This window comes from Halorubrum sp. LN27, from assembly GCF_016635065.1.
In the GTDB taxonomy this organism is placed as follows: domain Archaea; phylum Halobacteriota; class Halobacteria; order Halobacteriales; family Haloferacaceae; genus Halorubrum; species Halorubrum salipaludis.
Genome location: NZ_JAEPET010000001.1, coordinates 2,013,361 through 2,034,940 on the forward strand (window position 1 = coordinate 2,013,361; position 21,580 = coordinate 2,034,940).

Here is a 21,580-nt window from a genome sequence, read left to right on the forward strand (position 1 = left end):
TCGCTTTTCCCGCCTCCCGGACCCTTTTGTCGCCGCCTGCCGAACCGCGGATATGGCACGCATCGCGGAACTCGTCGCGTACCCGCTGAAGTCGAACGACGGGGTGGCACTCGAACGGGCCGAGATCGGCCCGAACGGGGCCCTCCGCGGCGACCGTACCTACGCGCTCGTCGAGGCGGGCGTCGACCCGCACGCGGCCTCGGTCGGCGGCGACGGCGGTTACGTCAACGGGAAGAGCGAGCCGGCGGTCCACGGGCTCTCGGCGACCTACGAAGTCGCCGGCCCGACGGACGCGACGCCGACCGCGGTGACCCTCTCGCGGCCGGCGCGTCCGGAGACGGGAGCCGCCGCGGACGAGGAAACGTTTACGCTCCCCGACGACCGCGAGGCGCTGGAGGCGTGGGTCGGCGAGTACCTCGGCTACGCGGTCGATCTGGTCCGCGAGCCGGACGGCGGGCTCCCCGACGACCGGGCGGCGCCGGGACCGACCGTCGTCTCGCGGGCGACGCTGGAGGCGGTCGCCTCGTGGTTCGACGAGGTCGACGACGCGACGGAGATGCGGCGGCGGCTCCGCCCCAGCGTCGTGCTCGACGACTGCCCGGCGTTCTGGGAGGACCGGCTGTTCGCCGACCACGGGGAGGCCGTGCGCGTCTCCGTCGGAGAGGGCGAGCTGTTCGGCGTCAACCCGTGTCAGCGCTGCGTCGTCCCCTCGCGGGACCCGGACACGGGCGAGCCGATCGACGGCTTCCGCGAGACGTTCATCCGGAAGCGCCGCGAGACGCGGCCGGCGTGGACCGAGGGCGACCGGTTCGACCACGACTTCCGGCTGATGGTCAACACGGTCGTCCCGGAGGCGGAGTGGGGCTCGACGCTCGCGGTCGGCGACGCGGTCGCGATCGAGGGCGTCGAGCCGGAGCCGAACGGCGGGAACTGAAAAGGGGGACAGTACGTCGGGAACGGCCGACTACTGACCGCCGTCGGTCATCGCCACCGGATCGCCGTCGGCCAGTTCGCCCTCCGCGACCTCGGCGTCGGGGGCGCTTCCGGCCGACTCCGCCGCCCCGTGGTCCTCGGCGGCCGGGTCGGCCGCGCCGAAGTGGGCCCAGAGGGTGGCGCCCGCGACCGCGTAGGCGACGAGGTCGTAGTGGACCGTCCCGTCGAAGCCGGTGAACGCGGCGGCGGTGCTGTAGGCGAACAACCCGGCCACGCCCCCGACGAAGAGGGCGTCGGTCGTGAGCCGCCCCTCCGCGAGCGCGCCGAGCGCCCGGCGGATGCGCGGGGCGCAGGCGACGAGGAACGCGATCCCCGACAGCGCGCCGAGGTTGACGAAGAAGTGCGTCGCCATCCGCGAGTCGAGGAGCGACTGCAGGTACGACACCGTCATCGGATCGTAGAACAACCACTCGATGCGGGTCGGGTACAACACGGCGATGTACGGCGTCGCGACCATCAGTCCGAACAGCACGGCGACAGCGACGCGGGCGGACGCGAACTGCGAGGCCCGCCGCGCCTCGAACGCCCGGTCCGCGGGGTCGACGACGAGCCCGCACGCCGTCAGCGTCTCACGGATGTCGTCCCGGGACACCGACGGGTCGTGGTGGACGCCGACGGTGCCGTTCCGCGCGGTCGCCGACGCGGCGCTCACGCCGTCGCGGTCGCGGAGGACGGCCTCCAATAGCCCCTCTCGGCGCTTCGTGTCGATCCCCTCCACGGAGAAGGTGTCATGGACGTGCTGTTCGGGCACCCGCGCGACCCGCGGCCCCGAGTCGGGACCGGACGCGTCGGCCAAAGCGGAGTCGGCCGGCGCGTCGATCCCCCGATCGCGGACCGCGGCGTCGAGGCGCGTCGACCGCCCGCGGTGGTCGTCTGTCATGTGAACTACCTACACGCGTATCGCCATGAAACTTCCCCCGCTCGGGGTCCAGCGCGGGTCGCTCCCGGCGTCTCTCGGAGAGCGGGGCGCGGAGTGTGGGAAGCGGGGCGCGGGGCGCGAGGAGTAGGGCGCCGGGCCCGGAGGGCCGGCTAGGAGTTGACCGACTCCATGTACGAGGTGACGATCATCTGGCCCTTCCGCGTGAGCGCGGCGCCCGCGTCGCCGTCGACCACGAGGTCCTCCTCGCGGAGCGTGTCGAGGACCATCTCCGTCTGCGCCACGTCGCCGGTGATCACGTCGGCGATGTTCGCCTCGCCGCCGGCGGAGTAGATCGACACGAGGATCTCCAGCTGCTCCTCCGTCGGATCGAACGCCTCGACGTCCTCCATCACCTCGTCGTACTCCAGCTTGATGTACCGGCCGAGCACGTTCAAGATCCGCTTGTCGGGGACCGTCGCGATCGACGTCACAGTCTGGGTCTCGGGGACGTGGCGGAACACGAGCGCGGGACGCTTCGTGCCGGCGATCGTGCGGTCGGTCCGCTCGTAGTCGATGACCGTGGAGAGGTCGACCTCGAACGGCTCGGGGCAGTCGGCGAAGCCGATCGCGCCCGGCGAGAGGCTGATCGACGCGGTGTGGTCGGACGCGTCGGTGACGCGGCCGCCGAGCTTCGCCGGGTGGCGGACCGTGACCGTCACGCCGCGCAACAGGGCCTTGAACAGCAGTCGAGTGAACCGCTCCATGTCGTCCGGCTCTCCCTCGACGAGGGCGGTGCCCCGCTGTCCGTCTCGATCGTACGCGACGGTGACGCTGTCGCTGAAAAACGACTGGAGGTCGCCGGGGACGGTGCCGACGACGATGTCGAACACCTTCGAGAGGGGGACGGTCGTCTTCCCGTCGTCGGTGGCGAGCACGAGCCGGCGCTGGCTCAGGAGGACGCGGCCCGTCACGGGTTCGCCGCTTCCGAGGTCGGAGGTGTGGACGCGGCCGACGAAGTCGGCGACGACGGACTCTTCCATCGGACTCTGCTTGCGGCTCTCCGGTATTTACTGTTTCTCCTGACGTATCATTCGTGATAACACGCCGACAGATGGAGAACGAACGTGTTCGGGCGTTCGGGGTGGGCGATCGTCCGAGAAAAACGCGGAACAGCAAAGCCTAATGAGGTGGGCATCAAACCGCCGGGTGATGCCCACAGTAGAATACCTCAACTACGAAGTGCTCGACGACCACGGCTGGTCGATGGACGACGACGACCTGTTCGAGGAGGCCGCCGACGCCGACCTCGACGACGAGGATTACGGTACCCTCGAAGTGAATCAGGGCGAGTACATCCTCGAGTCCGCCGAGGCCCAGGGCTACGACTGGCCCTTCTCGTGCCGCGCCGGCGCCTGCGCGAACTGCGCCTCCATCGTCAAGGAGGGCGACATCGAGATGGACATGCAGCAGATCCTCTCCGACGAGGAGGTCGAAGAGAAGAACGTTCGCCTGACCTGCATCGGCAGCCCGGCGACGGACGAGGTCAAGATCGTCTACAACGCGAAACACCTCGACTACCTGCAGAACCGCGTCATCTAACGCCGCTCCGACCACGCCGCGGTCGTACTTACAGACGGTGTTCGATGTGGGTCGCCCCCATCGGTGCCACCGTTTTTTCGAAGGACTCGTTCCGAACAGCGACCGCTCGCCCGAGACTCCCGCTTCGGTCTACCAGGCCGACCACGCCGTCAGACTCTCGTCGCGGGCGTACACCCGCTTGCAGTCCTTGGCGTACGCGAAGTCGCCCTCGTGGTCCAGCTTCTCGTGGCGGTACTCGGGGGCGTCCTCGCGGATCTGGACGCCCTCGACGGTGAACTCCTCCTCGCCGAAGACCTCGGTCTCGCCGACGGTGAACTCGTAGTCGCCGGGGACGTTCACCTGCAGCGAGCGCGTCTGGTCGGCGTTGCCGTCCTTCGGGTGGAGCGTCACCGGGACGGAGACGTTGTCGACCGCGCGGGTCCACAGCGTCTCGACGGCCTCGATGTCGGCCTCCTCGACGCGCTGTTCGGGGCCGACCTCGATCCCGGTCACCCGGACCTGCATCAGGGCGTCGGGCGAGTCGACGACGAACTCCTCGCCCGTGGCGACGTAGGTGTCGGCGGGCACGTCCATCTCGGTCGAGAACGACTCGCCGTCCTGCGAGACGACGACGGTCAGCCGGACGGTCTCCTCCTCGGGGATCTCGGCTTTGTGCGTGTGGTCGCACTCGGTACAGCGAACGGTCGCCTGCCCGCCGGGGCGCAACACTTCGTGGACGGTCTCCTCGCCCGACGAGCACGACGGGCAGACGAGACCGACTCGGTCTCCGGTTTCGGTCATTACGGCGTCGTATCCGCCGCTCGCGTAAATATCCGCCCCTGTGGCCGCGGTGCGTCACACGCTCGCGTGGGGCTCGATCGGCGGCCGATCGGACTCCGAGGCGGGCGAGTAAGGAAACTGGTTTATCGGTGTCTGGGGAACGGACGCCCATGATCGTACCCGGATCCAGCTCACAGCTGCTCGCGGCCGCGCTCGCCGAGGAGACGGGTCGGCCGCTGGCGACCCCGACCTACGACCGGTTCCCGGACGGGGAGGGGCTCGCGGCGGTCCCCGACTTCGCGGGCGACGAGGCGGTGATCGTCGCCGCGACCGACTCCGACGAGGCGTGGGTCGAACTGCTCCAGCTCCAGGACGCCGTCCGCGAGGCCGGCGCCGAGCGCGTGACGACGGTGATCCCCTACATGGGGTACGCCCGGCAGGACGCGTCGTTCGGCGACGGCGAGCCGGTCTCGGCGCGGGCAATGGCCCGGGCGATATCGACCGGGACCGACCGCGTCGTCCTCGTCAACCCCCACGAGGCGGGCGTCGCCGATTTCTACGACGCCCCGGTCGAGACGGTCGACGCCGCCGGCGTGCTCGCGGAGCCCCTGCCGGCCGCCCTCGATTCCCCCCTGTTCCTCGCGCCCGACGAGGGCGCGGTCGGCATCGCGGAGACGGTTCGGGACGCGTACGGCGCGGGCGAGACCGACTACTTTGAGAAGCACCGCGACCGCGACACGGGCGCGATCGAGGTGTCGCCGTCGGACGCGCCCGTGGAGGGACGGGACGTGGTCGTCGTCGACGACATCGTCGCCACCGGGTCGACGATGAGCGAGTCGGTCGCCGTCCTGAACGACCGCGGCGCGAAGCGGGTGCTCGCCGCCTGCGTCCACCCGATGCTCGCGGCCAACGCCGTGACGAAGCTCCGCGGCGCCGGCGTCGACCGCATCGTCGGCAGCGACACCCTCGAACGCGGCTGCAGCGTCGTCAGCGTCGCGCCCGTCCTCGCCGACGCGCTCGACTGACCCCGTCCGATATACGGTCGTTCTTGATTGAGTTCGGGAGTAAGTCTCGCACGTTGGTGATCTGGTTGTTTATAAGTCGGATTGAGTTGTTGCCGTCGGCTGTTTATAAGCGATCGATGATGCTGCGGTGAAGCCCTCCAAAGCCCCAGCCGTGAGGCGGGCGGACGCTCTCTGCGCTCCTCACTCGGTCGCTACCGCTCCCTCGTTGCGGTGCTTGTGTCGCCTCCGCCCGCCTCACGACTGCCCCTTTGAATCCCACCCGACCGCGACCGCACAGCACCTCATGCCTCCCCAGCCTCGTCGCTGGCGGCAGTAGTCGCCAGCGACTCCCTCGCACCGTCGGCTCGCGGCCGCCGAGGGCGGCCGCTCACCGGGGCGCGCCACCGCACGGCATTTATAGGTGATCGTCGCCGTCGCTTATGTCCTTTTAAATGCAAGATCGCTCGCATCAATTTGCGATACCCACTCCCGCCATCGATCACGAACGGGGCGCCCCGGACGAGCCGCCCGCAAACCGAAAGACGGACGACCGAGCTATCCGCCGAGGAAGTCTTTCCGCACGTCCTCGTCGCCGAGCAGCACGTCCCCCCGGTCGGTGTACCGGTTCTCGCCGTTGACGAGGACGTAGCCGCGGTCGCAGCGCCGTAGCGCCTCCTTCGCGTTCTGCTCGACCATCAGGATCGCGGTCCCCGAGTCGTTGATCCGGTCGATCCGGTCGAACATGTCCGAGACGAGGTCCGGCGCGAGCCCCGCCGACGGCTCGTCGAGCAACAGCAGATCGGGGTCGAGCATGAGCGCCCGCCCCATCGCGACCATCTGGCGCTGGCCGCCGGAGAGCGTCCCGGCCTTCTGGTCTTTCCGCTCCCGGAGGATCGGGAACCGGTCGTAGATCGCCTCGATCTGGTCTTCGGGGACCTCGTCGAGGATGTACGCCCCCATCTCGAGGTTCTCGCGGACGCTCAGTCCCGGGAACACGTTGTCCGTCTGCGGGACGAACCCGATCCCCTCGCGGATGATCCGCTCGGGCGCGAGCCCGTGGATCGGCTCGCCCTCGAACTCGACGGTGCCGTCCATGTACGTCGTGAGCCCGAAGACCGTCTTCATCACGGTCGACTTGCCGGCGCCGTTGGGGCCGACGATGGTGACGTACTCCCCGTCGGCGACGTCGAGGTCGACGTCCGAGAGGATCTGCAGGTCGCCGTAGCCGGCGTCGAGGTCGCGGAGCCGGAGGATGGCGTCGCCGTCGAGGGTGTGGGCCGTCCCCGCGTCGGCGTCGGTCGCGTCGGACTCGGCGGTCCCGTCCGACTCGACGGGGTCGTCCGCGACGGTCTCGTCGGTGGCCGTCTCGTCGGTCCCGCTCTCGCCGACGCGCTCGTCGCCGGTCTCGCCCTCCTCGACGCTCATACGTCCTCCCCCAGGTACGCCTCGATGACCCGTTCGTCGTTCCGTATCTCGTCGCCGGTCCCCTCGGCGAGAACGCTGCCCTGGTGCATGACGATGACGTGTTCGCAGTTGTTCATGATGACGTCCATGTCGTGTTCGACGAGGAGGAAGGTGTAGCCGTCCTCGCGCAGCTGGTGGATCCGGTCGAGGAGCTTCTCCTCTAACGTGGGGTTGACCCCCGCGAGCGGCTCGTCGAGCAGAACCACCTCCGGATCGGTCATGAGCGCCCGCGCCATCTCGAGGAGCTTCCGCTGCCCGCCCGAGAGGTTGCCGGCGTGTTCGGTCGCGAGGTGGTCAATCTCGAAGAAGTCGAGGGTCTCCCACGCGCGCTCGCGGATCGCCTCCTCCTGTTCGACGACGTCTCCCCGGAGGCCGGGCGTGACCGCCCGGATCGCCGACTCGCCGAGCTGGCCCTTCGGTGCGAGCATCAAGTTCTCCAGGACGGTCATCTCCGAGAGCTCGCGGGCGATCTGGAAGGTGCGGACGAGCCCCTTCCGCGCCATCCGGTACGGTTCGAGCCCGGTGACGTCCTCGCCCTTGAAGTACACCGACCCCGCGGTCGGCTCGTGGACGCCGGTGATGCAGTTGAACGTGGTCGACTTCCCGGCCCCGTTGGGGCCGATCAGTCCCGTCAGCGACCCCTGTTCGACCTCGAAGCTGGCGCCGTCGACGGCGGTGACCCCGCCGAACCGCTTGACGAGCCCCTCGACACGGAGCGGCGGGGCCCCCGAGGGGACGTGTTTCGCCGCCTCCTCGACGGCGCTGTCGTTCGCCTCGGGCTCGTCGGTGATCGCGTCGGCCGCGTCGACCTCGTCCGCCGCGTCGGCGACGTCCGAGGCGTCCGGAACGTCGCTACTCATCGGTCTCACCCCCGCTGGGGCGCTCCGAGAGGTCGACGGCCGCGGCCGTCTCGATCCGGTCCCCGAGTATCCCGTCGGGGCGCCGGTGCATGATGAACACCAGGATGAGCCCGAGGAGGATGAACTGGAGCGGCGCGACGTTGTCCGTCGCGAACGCGAGGAACGCGGTCGGGTCGAGCGCGGCCACCGCGTCGGCGAACGACGGCGGCGTCTCGGCGTCGATGACGTCGCGCACCGACGCCCCGACGCGGCGCGGCCCCTCGAACAGGACCGTCGCGAAGACGATCCCGCCGAGGACCGAGCCGACGTTCGACCCCGATCCGCCGATGATGACGGCGATGAAGACGTAGAAGGTCAGGAGGGGCATGAACTGCGGCGTCGGCGAGACGTTGCCCTGACTGCCGAACCAGAGGATGCCGACGAGCCCCATCAGCGCGCAGCCGATGACGAACACCTTCACCTTGATCAGGTCCACGTTCTTCCCGAGCGAGTCGGCGACGAGCTCGTCTTCCCGGATCGCCTTGAGCGTCCGCCCGAACGGCGACCGGCCGAGCCGTTCCAGCAGGACGTAAAAGGCGATCACGAAGGCGGCGAGCACGGCGATGTACCCCCAGTCGATGAGGATCGAGTTGGAGACCCCGAGCGCGTCCTCGCCGAAGACCCCGAAGACGAGCTCGCCGAAGGCCGTCGGCGTCCCGGCCTGCCCGTCGACGAGGAACAGGTCGCGGACGGGGTTCCGCGGCATCCCCATGCCGCGGCCGCCGCCGGTGCCGACGCCGAGCGAGTCCCTGAGGAACGTGTCGAACGCGCTCGACTGGAGGAACAGCCGGACGATCTCCGAGATGCCGAGCGTGACGATCGCCAGGTAGTCGGCCTTGAGCCGGAGCGCCGGGAGCGCGGCGAGCAGGCCGACGACCGCGGCCACCAGCATGCCGGCGGCGATGCCGACCGGGAGCGGGAGCCCGAACCCGGGCGGCCCGAACGCCGGGTCGGGCGAGCGGACGACGATCCCCATGGTGTAGACCCCGAGCGCCATGAACCCGGCCACGCCGATGTTGAACAGCCCGGCGTACCCCCACTGGAGGTTCAACGCGAGCGCCGCGAGCGCGTACACGAGCCCGAGGAACGTCAGCGTCCGCATCAGCCCGACGACGCTGTTGAGACCGTCGGCGAAGGTGAGCACCGTCGCGGCGAGGTAGACTACGAGGAGCGTCCCGAGCACGAGCCCGAGGTCGCTCCGCTTGGCGGCGTCGAGCAGGGCGGCGGTCGCGCTCTCCGGCCGCTCGTCGGCCGGCGCGTCCCGGTCGCCCGAGGACGAGGCGTCGGTCATGCGGTCGAAACACCTCCGAAGAGCCCCTCGGGGCGCAACAGGAGCATGGTGATCATCACGGCGAAGGCGGCGGCCTCGTTGAAGTCCGAGGGGATCCAGATCGTCGAGGTGGTGAAGACGATCCCGATGACGAGCCCGCCCGCGATCGCGCCGTACACCGAGCCGATCCCGCCGAGGATGACGGCCGCGAAGATGAGGAGGAGCAGCAGCCAGCCGAAGTCGAACTGGATCGTCCCGCGGAGCAGCACGTAGAGGTACCCCGAGGCGCCCGCCAGCCCGCCGCCGATGATCCACGTCGCGGTGACGACGCGCTCGGCCGGGATCCCCGTCACGAGCGCCAGGTCCTTGTTGTCGGCCATCGCCCGCATCGCGGTGCCGAGCTTCGTGCGCTGGAGCATGAAGTGCATCGCGAGCATGAGCCCGATCGCGGCGACGACGATTGTCAGCTCGTGGGCGTTGACGGAGAGCCCAAGCGGACCGAACGCGAGGTTCGACGCGTCGACGCTCGCCGTGACGCCGCGCCGGTCGGAGCCGTAGACGAACTGGATCGCGTACCGGACGACCAGCGCGGCGCCGATCGACGCGATGAGGATCGAGATCCCGTCGCGGTCCCGCATCGGCTTGTAGAACGCGCGGTCCAGCGCCAGCGCGACGGCCGCGGTGATCGCGAACGCCGCGACCAGTCCCGCGAGCACCGCGACGGGCGTCGAGAGGATGTGCGCGCCGACCTCGCCGGCGGACGCGCTCCCGGCGTCCCGGACGCTCAACAGCGCCCGGACCGGGACGTCTCCGAACCCGGCGATCAGGAACGCGACCCCCCAGCCGGTGAACGCCCCGGTGCTGAGCAGGTCGCCGTGCGAGAAGTTCGCGAACGAGAGGATGCTGTACGTCATCGAGAGCCCGATGCCGGCGAGCCCGACGACGAGCCCGATCACGACCCCGTTCCAGAGGTTCGAGCCGAGTCGATCGGCCGAGAGCGCCCCGCCGACCGGGCCCACGGAGAGCCCGGCGAGCTTCGCGGCGAGGTCGACGAGCAGCAGGCCGCCGAGGAGGGCGACGAGAAGAAGCCCCGGCCGGGCCCGCGCCGAGTCGACGATCGACGATTCAGTTGTTCCCATGTGTGCGTCTCACTGCCGCAGAGTGAGTTATGGAGAGGTAAATAACTCGCTGTTCCGACAAAAGTCGATACCTCGAAAACGCCTGACAGCTGTCGGAACGTCGGAATTCGCCGATCCGTCTCGGTCTTCCGCGGTCCGTCCCCCCTCTTCCCCGCTCCGCCTCAGTCGCCGCCCGCGGCGCGCGCGTGTCGCCGTGCGTCCTCGGGAGAGCGCCCCTCGCGGAGCATGGCCTCCACGAACAGCTCGCCCGCCTTGTACGAGGAACGGACCATCGGCCCCGACGCGCAGTAGAGGAAGCCGAACTCCTCTTCGGCGACCGCGCGCCACACGTCGAACACGTCGGGGTGTACGTACTCGAACACGTCGAGGTGCGAGCGCGAGGGCCGGAGGTACTGGCCGAACGTCACCACGTCGACGCCGACCTCGCGGAGGTCGCCGAGGGTGCGGTACACCTCGTGGTGGTACTCGCCGACGCCGAGCATGAGGCTCGTCTTGGTGTGGATGTTGGACTCGCGGTCGACCCGGTCGAGCACCGCGAGCGACTGCTCGTAGCCGGCCCGCCGGTCGCGCACGGGCCACTGGAGCCGCTCGACCGTCTCGACGTTGTGGGCGATCACGTCGGGCCCGGCGTCGACGATCCGGTCGATCGCCTCAGGGTCGCCACCGAAGTCCGGGATCAGCGTCTCGACGAGAATCTCCGGGTCCCGCCGCTTAATCGCCCGGATCGTCTCGGCGAAGTGCGCGGAGCCGCCGTCCGCGAGGTCGTCGCGGTCGACCGACGTGAGAACGACGTAGTCGAGCCCGATCTCCGCGACCGCGTCCGCCACGTTCGCCGGCTCGTCGGGGTCCAGGGGCTCCATACCGCCGGTCTCCACGTCACAGAAGTTACATCCGCGCGAGCAGCGGTCGCCCATGAGCATGAACGTCGCAGTCCCCGGCCCGTCTCGGCCCGACCAACACTCGCCCATGTTGGGGCAGTTCGCCTCCTCGCATACCGTGTGGAGGTCCCGCTCGCGAAGGCGCTCTTTGATCTCCGTGAACCGGGAGCCCGACGGGGGACGCGACTTCAGCCAGTCCGGCTTCCGACGGCCGCGTTGCATACCGGAGCCACGGCGGCCGGGTGCAAAAACGTGAGGATCCGATCGACCGCGTGGCGGCTCCGATCGACCGCGTGGCGGATCCGATCGATCGGCGGCGGGTCCGGCCGACCACCGGCGGGCTCCGCGGCGCCCGGCGCGGAGAGACGTATGCTATCTAACACCAGTATGCTTTTATTATCAGAATCCGATACGGAACTATTCGATGTTCGATGTCGACCGCGAGGCGATCACCGGGGGGCCCGTCGGCCGGGTGCTCCTGCTGCTCGCGGCCCCGCTCGTCGCGCAGAACCTCGTGTACGTCGCGAACGCCCTCGTCGACACGTTCTGGCTCGGGCGGGTGAGCGAGGACGCCGTCGCCGCGGTCGGGCTCAGCCTCCCGATCCAGTCGTTCCTGGGCGCGGCGGTGGTCGTCGCCGCCCTCGGAACGCAGATCCTCGTCGCGCAGCGCGCCGGCGACGAGGACGACGCGGGTGCGCGCCGCGTCGCGGTCAACGGCGCGCTCGTCGCGCTCGCGGTCACCGGCGCGATCGCGATACCCGTCGTCGTCTACGCCGAGGAGCTGGTGCGGGCCCTCGGCGCGGACCCCGCCCTGGCCGGCACCACGGCGACGTACCTCGCGATCATCGTCGCCGTCCTCCCGCTCGGGGCGGTCGGCGACACGGTGGAGAACTGCTTCACCGCCTACGGCGACACCCGCGCCGTCCTCCACGTGAGCGTCGCCAGCGTCCTCGCCAACCTCGTCGCGGCGCCCGTCCTCATCTTCGGCGTCGGCCCGGTCCCGGCGCTCGGCGTCGCGGGCGCGGCCCTCGGGACGGTCCTCGCGGGCGTCGTCGGCCTCGTCCACGTGCTCGCGTACGCGGCGGGGATCGGACGGGACACGTTCCGGCTCACCCGCGACGCGTTCGCCGTCGATCTCGGTGCGGTGCGCGAGGTCGTAGAAGTCGGGCTTCCCCTCGGCGGCCAGCGCGGGGTGAGCGAGCTGGTGCGCGTGCTCGTCGTGGGGCTGGTCGCGATCGCCGGCGGGGCGGCCGGCGTCGCGGCGTACACGGTCGGCGCGCGGGTCGCCACGCTGGCGGTCGTCCCCGCGCTCGGGGTACAGCAGGCGGCCCAGTCGATGATCGGACAGAACCTCGGGGCGGACGCCCCGCGGCGCGCCCGCCGGACGACGGTCGTCGGCACCGAGCTGATCGTCGTCGGGTTCCTCGCGCTCGGCGCCGTCCAGTTCCTGTTCGCCGGGGGGATCGCCGATCTGCTCGCGCCCGATCTCACCGCGGCGGGGCGGTCGCTGTCGGTGCTGTACCTACGGATCCTGGCGGTCACTTACTGGGCGCTCGGCGGGAGCTACACCCTGCTCGCCGGCTTCAACGGCGCCTCGCGCACCCGGACCTCGTTCGTCGCGGACCTGGTCAAGTACTGGGGGGTCCGGTTCCCGATCGCGGTCGCCGCGGTGCCCGCGGCCGCGACGTTCGGGGCGTTCGGCGTCTCCGTCTCGCCCGGGCTCGGCTGGGGCGTCGAGGCCGTCTTCTGGGCGGTCGCGGCCTCGAACGTCGTCGGGTTCCTCGGGCTGGGCGGCTACTTCCTGTACACGACCCGGCGCGGCATGTTCGCGAACGCCGCCGACCGCGCGAGCGGGGACGGCGACGGCGGCGACGCGGGCGGGGACGGCGCGAACGGGGACGACACGTCCGGCGACGCCGCGCCTCGCGACGACACGACCACCGACGACGCCCCCGGCGACGGCGCGAGCGGGAGCGCCGCGGAGGCGGCCGACGACTGACGCGGTCGATCGCCGCCGACCGCCGGCGACGGGCTCAGTCGAGGTCCGTAACCCGGACCGACCCGACCGTCTCGCCGTCGCCCGACAGCCGGACCGTCACCGCCTCCTGGCCGGGGTGGAGCCAGTCGCGGGTGACCGTGACGGTCGCCGTCTCGTCGGGGGCGAGGACGACGGGGTCGACCGGCGCGACCGACTCCTCGCCGTCGTCGAACGCGAGCGTCGCCCGCGCCACTCGGACCGGCTCGGTGCCGTCGTTGCGGAGGGCGACCGCGAACCGGTCGACCGCGCGTTTCTCGCCGGCTGGCGAGACGGCGAGATCGACATCGGTGACGCGGATCGGCCGGTCCCTCTCCGGACCCCCGTCGTCGGGCACGACCTCGTCCTCGGCCGCCGCCACGTCCTCGTCGGTGAACTTCGCGAAGCACCGGTAACAGCGGTAGACGGTCAGGTCCGGCGGCGGGACGTACCCCCCGTTCATCCGGATCGATTTCACGAGGAAGCGGCTCCCGCACTCCGGGCAGTTCGGAGTTCCGTAGAACACGCTCGCGGTTCTCGCGGGAGGGATATGGGCTTTCGGTCAGTCCGCGAGCAGGTCCCCGCTCTCGACGACGGTCGCGAACTCGCCGTTCAGGTGCGCGAGCGCGACGCGGTGAGAGGTCTCCGGGTCGATCCGGTCGCCGTCGTGGGTCGCTCGGGCGTGCGTCGCGGTCGCGTCGGCGACCACGCGAACGTCGTAGCCGCGGTTCTCCGCGGCTCGGACCGTGGTCGAGACGCAGTGATCGGTGGTGAGTCCGCAGACGACGAGCGACTCGTGTCCCCGTTCGCGAAGCCACTCGTCGAGCCCCGAGCCGAGGAGGGCGCCGTTGACCGACTTCTCGAAGGTCGGCTCGCCCGCCTCGGGCGCGGTCTCCGGCTTCCACGCGAACCCCGGGGCGTCGGACCGCAGCGGCGAGTCGGGCTCCGTCGAGGCGTGTCGCACGTGCGCGACGGGTCGTCCCTCGGCGCGCCACCGGTCGAGGAGTTCGGCCGCGATCGACTCCGCGTCGGGGTTGTTGCGCTCGCCCCACCCCGGTTCGTCGAATCCGGTCTGGAAGTCGATCAACAGGAGGACCGCGTCGTCGGGGAGCGCCGCCTCGTCACCCGGGACTGAGGCCTCAGTCATCACCGATCCCCGCCGTCACCGCCCCGCCGCTGTCGGCGGATCTCGAACCGGCGAACCGACGCCACGCGCCCGGCTCCAGCAGCGCGTCCGGCGCCTTCGGGTGCTCGCGGGTCGGGCGCAGGGGACAGGCGTCCGGGCTCGCGTCGTCGTCCTCGCGGAACAGGTACTGGCGCCACTCGCGGTCGCCCTCGACGCCCCAGTCGCCGAGGTCGGCGTGGGGACAGACCCCGTCGTACTCGCCCATCCGGTCGCGGATCGTCTCGCGGGCCCGTTCCCCCGCCTCGGTGTCGGCGGTGAGCCCGTCGAAGACCGCCCGCGGCTGGAAGGTGATCTCCAGTCCCACCGGCGAGTACCGGCTCCTGCGCTCGTCGTAGAAGGGGGCGCGGGAGGTCGGGAACAGCGGCTCGCCGCCGAAGCAGAACTCCCACCGGGGGGTGTCGGGGTCGGTCGGGATGTCCTCGGGCCACGGCTCGGGGTCGTGGACGTGGAGGAACTCCAGCACGTGCCAGAGCCGCTCGTGGTAGTGCGCCTCGCCCGGGTCTCCGTCGGGCGGTCGGAAGAACACCGCCAGCGGTGCGCGGTCGGCGTGGTCGTCGTAGGTGTCGAGGTACTCCGAGAGCACGTCGCGGAGCCGGAGCAGGGCGGCGGGGTCGGTCGTCGACTCGCAGGCGGCGTACAGCAGGTCGCCCTCACGCTCGACCTCGATGCCGAAGTAGCAGGGGAACGGGGAGCCGTCGCGCTCGCCGAGCATCGACTCGCGGAAGGTTCGGTAGTGCTCCCGGAGCCACCCGGGCGCGTCGTCGAGCCGACCGCGGAGCGCTTCCTGGTCCAACAGCACGCCCTCGGTGCCTGGCTCGTTCATACCGTTCGTGGGGCACAGACGGGCTTTTGGCTTTCGGCGGCTCCCGGCGTGCGGGACCGGTCGTCACCGCCGCACGCCCGCGGTTTTTTCACCGCGCGGACACCTAAAACGCGTATGAGCGATCCCGAAACCGACGCGCCCGACGCGGACGACGGTCCCGCGGTCGTCCTGTTGGACGTGTTGCCCAACGGGCGGCCGGACGACGACCGCGCGCAGTACCGGAAGTCGCCGGTCGCGTACGGGCTCGGGACGGACGCGTTCCGGCTGTACGAGCTCGCGCTTGACGAGGCGGCCGACGTCTCCGTGAGCGATCGGATCGCGCTGGACGGCCCCGGGGTCGGCCGGTACCGCGAGGTGTCGTTCGACGACCTCACCCGGAACGCGGCCGCCGAGATCGAGTACGCGGTCGAGGACATCGTTGAGGCCGACGAGGAGCGGTTCGTCGACTTCTACAACGAGGCCGGGCCGATCACCCTGCGGCTCCACCAGCTCAACCTGCTTCCGGGGATCGGCAAACAGCTCCGGAACAAGGTGCTCGACGAGCGGAAGCGCGGCCCCTTCGAGAGCTTCGCGGAGGTTTCGGAGCGCGTCGCCGGTCTCCACCGCCCGCGGGAGGTGATCGTCGAGCGGATCGTCGAGGAGATCCGCGAGGAGGACCTCAAGTACCGGCGGTTCGTCGGGTACGAGGAGTGAGGGAGGGAGCGTCTCGGTGAGGGGTCAGCGGCGTTCGCGGGCGAGTACGACGCGCCAGACGTCCGGCGGATTGGGTGAGACGCGTGCCTCTCGATCGATAGCGGGAGTACGTGAATCATTTCGATGGGTTGGTTGTTTATAAGTCAGATTGTGGTGGTACTGGCGGGTGTTTATAAGTGATCGACGACTCTGGAGTGACGGCCTCCAAAGCCCCAGTCGCTGTGGGCGGCGCACGCTCGCTGCGCGCCTCACTCGGTCGCTGTCGCTCCCTCGTTGCGGTGCTTGTGTCGCCTGCGCCGCCCACAGCGACTGCCCCTTTGAGTCCCGCCCCGCACAGCACCGCACAGCGTCTCATGCCTCCACTGCCCCTTTGAGTCCCGCCCCGCACAGCACCGCACAGCGCCTCACGCCTCCCCAGCCTCGCCGCTCGCTGCGCTCGCGGCGTCCCTCGCGCGTGCTCCTCGCGGCCGCCTTCGGCGGCACGCTCGGAGGCGCACGCCACCGCACATCGGTTTATGAGTGAGCGTCGCCGTCGCTCTTGGCAGTTTAAATCCCGTCTCGCCGCCACCGATCTGCGATACCCACTCCCGCCACCGATCGCCGCTATCTCTGTGGCTGATCAGACCCGTCCTCGCGGCGGACAGTCGGGACGGCCCGCGACGACCCGAAACGGGACTTTTACCCGGAGCCGCGGAGTAACGCGGCCATGACCGATTCATCGACGGGCGCCGGCGCGGCCTACGGGGACCGCGACCCCGACGCGCTCGCCCGGCGGGCCGGGGAGCGCGCGAACCCCGACCGCGACCAGCACTTCCTCGTCGACGACCGCGTGCTCGACCGGATCCCCGCGTACCTCCCCGACGACGCCGACGCGAGCCGCCTCCTCGAGATCGGCGGGGGCGCGGGGGCGCTCACCGACCGGCTGCTGGCGGCGATCGTCGCGGAGGGCGGCGACCCGGACGCCGATTCCGACGCCGCCGCTCCGGGTCACCTCTCCGTGATCGAGCGCGACGGCGTCTTCGCCGACTTCCTCCGCGAGGAGTTCGCGACCGCGGTCGACGACGGCCTCCTCGACGTGATCGAGGGCGACGCCCTCGACGTCGACCTCCCGCCGTTCACCGCCTGCGTCGCGAACCTCCCGTACGGCGTCTCCTCGGAGATCGCCTTCCGGCTGTTCCCCGAGAAGCGGCCCCTCGTGTTGATGTTTCAGGCGGAGTTCGCCGAGCGCATGGTGGCGTCGGCGGGGGAGTCGGAGTACGGCCGCCTGTCGGTGTCCGCCCAGCACTACGCCGACGTGGAGATCGTCGAGCGCGTCCCGAAGGAGGCGTTCGACCCCCAGCCGGCCGTCGAGAGCGCCGTCGTCCGGTGTACACCCCGCGATCCGGAGTACGAGGCCGGCGACGAGGCGTTCTTCCTCCGGTTCGTGAAGGCGCTTTTCACCCAGCGCCGGAAGACGGTCCGGAACGCGATCCGAAACACGGGCCACATCTCCGGGCTGGACGAGCCCGAGGCCGTCGTCGACGCCGCCGACGAGGACCTGCTCCGGCGCCGCCCGGGCGACCTCGAACCGGCGGCGTTCGCGGCGCTGGCCGAGCTGGCCCGCGAGCGCGGGTCGCCGACGGAGGCCTGAGCCGATGGCGTGGCCGGCGACCCCGCTCAGCGTTCGAGTCCCGAGGTCCCGACGGTGCGGCCGCCGGACGCGGCGGCGGTTTCGGACCGTGACCGTGCGGGGCGCCGCGGCGGTCGCCGACGGAGGGGAGCCGTGATCGCCTCCCTCCTCGCGCAGAACGCGACCGCCCTTCCCGGGCCGTTCAGCGATCTCTACGGAGCCGTGACGGGGAACGTCGAGCGCGTCGCGGTCTCCGCGCTGATTGTCGCCGCCGTGCTCGGCGTCCGGCTCCTCACCGGGTGGGCGAAGCGGCGGAACGGGGAGCTCACCTCGAAGCGGCGGCTCCTGCTGTCGATGGCTGTCGCCGGGGCCACCGCGGTCGGCGCGCTCTCGCTGCTCGCGGTGTGGGACCGGAGCGGCGCGCTCCTCGACGCCTACGAGTCGGCGGCGATCGCCGACCAGCTGTCGAACGTCGTGTTCGCGGTGGTGATCTTAGCGAGCGCCTACGCGGTCACGGACTTCCTCGGCGGGGTCATCCGCGAGATCTCCGCCGAGAGCGCGGCGCTGTCCGACCACCAGGAGGAGGTGATCCGGCGGCTCACCCAGATATCGGTGTACACCTTCGCAATCTTGGTCGTCGTGGGGCTGTTCACCGACAACGTCGGCGGGCTCCTCGTCGGGGCCGGCTTCCTCGGGATCGTGGTCGGGATGGCGGCCCGCCAGACGCTCGGAGCGATCCTCGCCGGCTTCGTGCTGATGTTCTCCCGCCCGTTCGAGGTGGGCGACTGGGTCGAGGTCGGCGACCACGAGGGGACCGTCACGGAGATCTCGATCATGAGCACCCGCCTCCGGTCGTTCGACGGCGAGGTGATCACGCTCCCGAACGACACGGTCCGGTCGGGGTCGATAATCGACCGGTCGCGGCGGAACCGGCTGCGGATCGAGATCGAGGTCGGCGTCGACTACGACGCCGATATCGAGCGCGCGGCGGCGGTGATCGAGGAGACCGTCGCCGGGGTCGAGGACGTGGCCGCGATGCCCGAGCCGAACGCCGTGACGAAGCGGTTCGCCGACTCGGCGGTCGTGTTAGGGCTCCGCTACTGGATCCGGAACCCCAGCATGCGCAAGCGCTGGCGCACCCAGACCGCCGCGATGAACGCGATCAAGGCGGCGCTCGAAGACGAGGGGATCGTCATTCCGTTCCCGCAGCAGACGCTCTCCGCGCGGGCCGAGGGCAGCTCCGGGCCGCAGTTGGACGCGTCGGTCGAGGGCCGGTCGGCGACGCGCGGCGGGTCCCGGTCGACGGGCGGGACCGCGGAGTCGGAGTCGAACGGCGGGGGCGACGGCTCGGCGTCGAACGCTGACGGCTCGGGGGAGTCCGACCGATGACCGGAGACGACGCCGAGACCGATCTCGCGGAGCGGCGCGGCCTCGACGACGCCGTCGTCTACCAGCCGGCCGAGGACTCAGGGCTGCTCGCGGAGGCGGCCCTCGAAGAAGCGCACGGGCGGGTGCTGGAGGTCGGCACGGGGTCGGGGTGGGTCGCCCAGCAGGTCGCCGAGGAGCGGGGGCTCGACGTGGTCGGCAGCGACCTCAACCCCCACGCGGCGCGACAGGCCCGCGAGCGCGGCGTCGAGGGGGTCGTCGCCGACCTCCTCTCGCCGTTCCGGGCGGACGCGTTCGACACCGTGTGCTTCAACCCGCCGTACCTCCCGACCGACCCGGACAACGAGTGGGACGACTGGATGGAGCACGCGCTCTCGGGCGGCGAGTCCGGCCGCGAGCTCATCGAGCCGTTCCTCGACGACGTGGGGCGCGTCCTCGCGCCCGGCGGCGTGGTCCTGCTCCTGGTCTCGTCGCTGACGGGGTACGACGAGGTGCTCGCCCTCGCGGAGGACGCCGGGTTCGCGGCCGAGCCGGTCGTCGAGGAGTCGTTCCCGTTCGAGACGCTCACGGTGGTGGCGCTGCGCCGGGAGTGAGGGAGCACTCTCCTTCGGCCGCATCGACCGATGTTGTATTACTATAAAACATAAAATGCATTAGCAAATATTATACGGCGGCATATCGAACGGTCGGTGATGACTGAACGAGTCGCGGCCACGCCGGGGTTGTACCCGCTCCCGGACTGGGCGAAGGAGACGCTCTCCGACCTCAAGGGCCACCAGAAGGGTGACCTCCTGAGCGGCGACGAGAGCGAGGCGATCGTCGAGGAGTACGCCGAGGTGCGCGCCGAGTACGTCGACGACCAGCTCGACGCCGGCCTCGATCTGATCACCGAGGGGCAGGGGCGCTGGGACGACATGATCGCGCACCCGCTCACGGTCCACGACAGCGTCGAGACCGGCGGGATCGTGCGGTACTACGACAACAACAACTTCTACCGCGACCCGCGGGTCGTCGACGACCTCGACTTCTCCGGCGACGTGGCGCGCGAGCTGGAGCGCGCGACCGACCTGCTCGCCGGCGAGGCCGGCGACGCCGACCTCGCCGCGACGCTTCCGGGCCCGTACTCGCTCGCCGAGCTCGCGAGCGACGAGCACTACGGCGACGAGGCGGAGTTCCAGGCCGTGATCGCCGAGTTCCTCGCGGGCGAGGTCGAGGCGTTCCCGGCCCACGAGACGCTGTTCCTGCTGGAGCCGTCGCTGGTGACGAGCCCGCCCGCGGAGGGCGAGGAGTCGGCCGCGACCGACGCGATCGCGGCGGTCGCCGACGCGACCGACGCCGACGTGGTCGTCCAGACCTCGTACGGCGCGCTCGGCGAGAAGCTGTACGCCCACCTCGTCGACGAGGCGGGCGCCGACGCGCTCGGTCTCGACCTCGTCGCCGGCGACCGCGACGACACCGTCTACAACGTCCAGGAGTTCGGCGCGACCGACTCGCTCTCGCTCGGGCTCGTCGACGGACAGAACACGCTCGTCGAGGAGCCGGAGACGGTCGCTGAGCGCGTCGAGTGGTTCGAGTCGCAGGTCCCGAACGAGGCGTTCGACCGGACGTACCTGACGCCGAACACCGAGCTGTTCTACCTGCCGACCAACAAGTACCGCGCGAAGCTGAACGCCCTTGCCGCCGCCGCGGAGGTGCTCGACTAATGGCCCGAAACCCCGAAGCCAACCGCGAACAGTTCCGCCCGCACGACCACCCGAACGACGCGTTCCTGCTCACGACCGTCGTCGGCTCGTACCCGAAGCCGAAGTGGCTCAACCGCGCCGACGAGCTCGTCGCGGACCCCGACTCGAAGTTCGACGAATCGGACCTGGAGGAGGCCCACGACGACGCCTGTCGGCTGATCACCCACGAGCACGAGCGCGCCGGGCTCGACACGGTCGTCGACGGCGAAATGCGCCGCAACGAGATGGTCGAGTTCTTCGCCGACCGCATCGACGGCTACGAGTTCAACGGGCCCGTGAAGGTGTGGGGCCACAACTACTTCGACAAGCCGTCCGTCGTCGAGGAGGTCGAATACGACGAGCCGTGGCTGGTCGACGAGTTCGAGTTCACCTCTGACGTCTCGGAGCGCCCCGTCAAGGTCCCGATTACGGGGCCGTACACGCTCGGGTTCTGGGCGTTCAACGAGGCGTACCCCTCGACCGAGGAGCTCGTCTACGACCTCGCGGACCTCGTCAACGAGGAGGTCGAGAAGCTCGTCGAGGCCGGCGCGCGCTACATCCAGATCGACGAGCCCGCGCTGGCGACGACGCCGGAGGACCACGCCATCGTCGGCGAGGCCCTCGAACGCATCGTGTCGGGCATCGACGAGGAGGTCCGGATCGGCCTCCACGTCTGTTACGGCGACTACTCGCGGATCTACCCCGAGATCAACGACTACCCGATCGACGAGTTCGACGTGGAGCTGTGTAACGGCGACTTCGAGCAGATCCCGACGTTCACCGACCCATCGTTCGAGCCCGACCTCGCGCTCGGCGTCGTCGACGCCCACACCGCCGAGGTGGAGCCGGTCGAGGAGATCAAGGAGAACATCCGGCAGGGCCTCCGCGTCGTCCCGCCGGAGAAGCTCACGATCTCGCCCGACTGCGGGCTGAAGCTGCTCCCGCGCGAGATCGCGTACGGGAAGACCGAGAACATGGTCACCGCGGTCAGGGAGATCGAAGCCGAGATCGACTCCGGCGAGATCGACGTCGAGAACCCGCTCGACGACTGAGTCGGCGCTGTTGTCGTTATATTTTCAGATAATCTCTACTGAGACAGCCGTGAGGACGCGCCTGCTTCTTGATCGGGAGCAGGAGTGAGTCTCGTACGGTAGTGGAGTGGTTGTTTATAAGTCGGATGATAGTGGTGCTGTCGGATATTCATGAGTGATCGATGTATTTGCGGTGAAGACTTCCAAAGCCCAGTCGCAAGGGCAGCTTACGCTCGCTGCGCGCCTCGTTCAG

At 70.2% G+C, this 21,580-nt stretch carries 21 protein-coding genes; 10 read left to right on the forward strand and 11 right to left on the reverse strand.

The features are described 5' to 3' along the window. Positions 1–52: 52 nt before the first annotated feature. Positions 53–934 carry an MOSC N-terminal beta barrel domain-containing protein gene (locus tag JIN95_RS09810; RefSeq protein ID WP_200531329.1) on the forward strand — a complete coding sequence of 294 codons (882 nt, stop codon included), beginning with the start codon at positions 53–55 and terminating at the stop codon, positions 932–934. A gap of 30 nt (positions 935–964) precedes the next feature. On the opposite strand, the gene JIN95_RS09815 is transcribed toward JIN95_RS09810, so the two are convergent. Together JIN95_RS09815 and JIN95_RS09820 are read right to left on the reverse strand one after the other, a co-directional pair. Further along, positions 965–1,873, reverse strand: coding sequence for a hypothetical protein (locus JIN95_RS09815; RefSeq protein WP_200531330.1), 909 nt, complete (start codon positions 1,871–1,873; stop codon positions 965–967). Positions 1,874–2,022: 149 nt separating this feature from the next. Beyond that, complete coding sequence (locus JIN95_RS09820; RefSeq protein ID WP_095637399.1) at positions 2,023–2,892, reverse strand: CheF family chemotaxis protein; 870 nt, start codon at positions 2,890–2,892, stop codon at positions 2,023–2,025. Between the two features lie 169 nt (positions 2,893–3,061). Between JIN95_RS09820 and fer the strand changes: the two genes are divergently transcribed. Next, entirely contained in the window at positions 3,062–3,451 is a 390-nt protein-coding gene (gene fer / locus JIN95_RS09825; protein ID WP_095637398.1) for a ferredoxin Fer, read from the forward strand. Between the two features lie 129 nt (positions 3,452–3,580). On the opposite strand, the gene JIN95_RS09830 is transcribed toward fer, so the two are convergent. Next, positions 3,581–4,231 (reverse strand): HVO_0476 family zinc finger protein, encoded by a 651-nt coding sequence (locus tag JIN95_RS09830; protein WP_095637397.1) that lies wholly within the window; start codon positions 4,229–4,231, stop codon positions 3,581–3,583. A 149-nt stretch (positions 4,232–4,380) separates the two neighbouring features. Here JIN95_RS09830 and prs point away from each other — a divergent pair, with 149 nt between their 5' ends. Then, positions 4,381–5,235 carry a ribose-phosphate diphosphokinase gene (gene prs, locus JIN95_RS09835; RefSeq protein WP_200531331.1) on the forward strand — a complete coding sequence of 285 codons (855 nt, stop codon included), beginning with the start codon at positions 4,381–4,383 and terminating at the stop codon, positions 5,233–5,235. 534 nt (positions 5,236–5,769) lie between these two features. Here prs and JIN95_RS09840 read toward each other — a convergent pair. The 5 genes from JIN95_RS09840 to lipA all read right to left on the reverse strand — a co-directional run bounded on the left by JIN95_RS09840 (position 5,770) and on the right by lipA (position 11,086). Next, positions 5,770–6,639, reverse strand: coding sequence for an ABC transporter ATP-binding protein (locus tag JIN95_RS09840; RefSeq protein ID WP_234699192.1), 870 nt, complete (start codon positions 6,637–6,639; stop codon positions 5,770–5,772). Further along, the gene (locus JIN95_RS09845; protein WP_095637395.1) at positions 6,636–7,538 is read right to left on the reverse strand and encodes an ABC transporter ATP-binding protein; all 903 of its coding nucleotides are present in this window, start codon (positions 7,536–7,538) and stop codon (positions 6,636–6,638) included. The genes JIN95_RS09840 and JIN95_RS09845 overlap by 4 nt, the downstream gene beginning before the upstream one ends. Further along, the gene (locus tag JIN95_RS09850; protein WP_200531332.1) at positions 7,531–8,868 is read right to left on the reverse strand and encodes a branched-chain amino acid ABC transporter permease; all 1,338 of its coding nucleotides are present in this window, start codon (positions 8,866–8,868) and stop codon (positions 7,531–7,533) included. The genes JIN95_RS09845 and JIN95_RS09850 overlap by 8 nt, the downstream gene beginning before the upstream one ends. Next, positions 8,865–9,986: a branched-chain amino acid ABC transporter permease gene (locus JIN95_RS09855; protein ID WP_095637393.1), complete on the reverse strand. Its 1,122-nt coding sequence runs from the start codon at positions 9,984–9,986 to the stop codon at positions 8,865–8,867. The genes JIN95_RS09850 and JIN95_RS09855 overlap by 4 nt, the downstream gene beginning before the upstream one ends. Positions 9,987–10,147: 161 nt before the next feature. Continuing rightward, entirely contained in the window at positions 10,148–11,086 is a 939-nt protein-coding gene (gene lipA / locus JIN95_RS09860; protein ID WP_200531333.1) for a lipoyl synthase, read from the reverse strand. Positions 11,087–11,288: 202 nt separating this feature from the next. On the opposite strand from lipA, the gene JIN95_RS09865 reads away from it, so the two are divergent. After that, positions 11,289–12,863 (forward strand): MATE family efflux transporter, encoded by a 1,575-nt coding sequence (locus JIN95_RS09865; protein WP_234699193.1) that lies wholly within the window; start codon positions 11,289–11,291, stop codon positions 12,861–12,863. A gap of 34 nt (positions 12,864–12,897) precedes the next feature. On the opposite strand, the gene JIN95_RS09870 is transcribed toward JIN95_RS09865, so the two are convergent. From JIN95_RS09870 to JIN95_RS09880, 3 genes are read right to left on the reverse strand one after another with little or no spacing between them, the layout of a single operon-like run. Further along, positions 12,898–13,404, reverse strand: a complete 507-nt coding sequence (locus JIN95_RS09870) for a hypothetical protein (protein WP_200531334.1) — start codon at positions 13,402–13,404, stop codon at positions 12,898–12,900. Between the two features lie 36 nt (positions 13,405–13,440). Further along, on the reverse strand, positions 13,441–14,025 hold the full coding sequence (locus JIN95_RS09875) for a cysteine hydrolase family protein (protein WP_200531335.1): 585 nt from the start codon (positions 14,023–14,025) through the stop codon (positions 13,441–13,443). Then, complete coding sequence (locus JIN95_RS09880; protein ID WP_200531336.1) at positions 14,018–14,887, reverse strand: YqcI/YcgG family protein; 870 nt, start codon at positions 14,885–14,887, stop codon at positions 14,018–14,020. Before JIN95_RS09880 ends, JIN95_RS09875 begins: the two co-directional genes overlap by 8 nt. Before the next feature lie 114 nt (positions 14,888–15,001). On the opposite strand from JIN95_RS09880, the gene JIN95_RS09885 reads away from it, so the two are divergent. The 6 genes from JIN95_RS09885 (at position 15,002) to JIN95_RS09910 (ending at position 21,348) form a co-directional block, all read left to right on the forward strand. Beyond that, positions 15,002–15,580: a DUF655 domain-containing protein gene (locus tag JIN95_RS09885; RefSeq protein ID WP_095637388.1), complete on the forward strand. Its 579-nt coding sequence runs from the start codon at positions 15,002–15,004 to the stop codon at positions 15,578–15,580. Between the two features lie 706 nt (positions 15,581–16,286). Beyond that, complete coding sequence (locus JIN95_RS09890; protein WP_200531337.1) at positions 16,287–17,210, forward strand: 16S ribosomal RNA methyltransferase A; 924 nt, start codon at positions 16,287–16,289, stop codon at positions 17,208–17,210. Positions 17,211–17,342: 132 nt separating this feature from the next. Continuing rightward, positions 17,343–18,578, forward strand: a complete 1,236-nt coding sequence (locus JIN95_RS09895) for a mechanosensitive ion channel family protein (RefSeq protein WP_200531338.1) — start codon at positions 17,343–17,345, stop codon at positions 18,576–18,578. After that, positions 18,575–19,168 (forward strand): HemK2/MTQ2 family protein methyltransferase, encoded by a 594-nt coding sequence (locus JIN95_RS09900; RefSeq protein WP_095637385.1) that lies wholly within the window; start codon positions 18,575–18,577, stop codon positions 19,166–19,168. Before JIN95_RS09895 ends, JIN95_RS09900 begins: the two co-directional genes overlap by 4 nt. Before the next feature lie 99 nt (positions 19,169–19,267). Further along, positions 19,268–20,278: a 5-methyltetrahydropteroyltriglutamate--homocysteine methyltransferase gene (locus tag JIN95_RS09905; protein WP_200531339.1), complete on the forward strand. Its 1,011-nt coding sequence runs from the start codon at positions 19,268–19,270 to the stop codon at positions 20,276–20,278. Continuing rightward, on the forward strand, positions 20,278–21,348 hold the full coding sequence (locus JIN95_RS09910) for a methionine synthase (protein ID WP_200531340.1): 1,071 nt from the start codon (positions 20,278–20,280) through the stop codon (positions 21,346–21,348). The genes JIN95_RS09905 and JIN95_RS09910 overlap by 1 nt, the downstream gene beginning before the upstream one ends. The last annotated feature ends 232 nt before the right edge of the window (positions 21,349–21,580 follow it).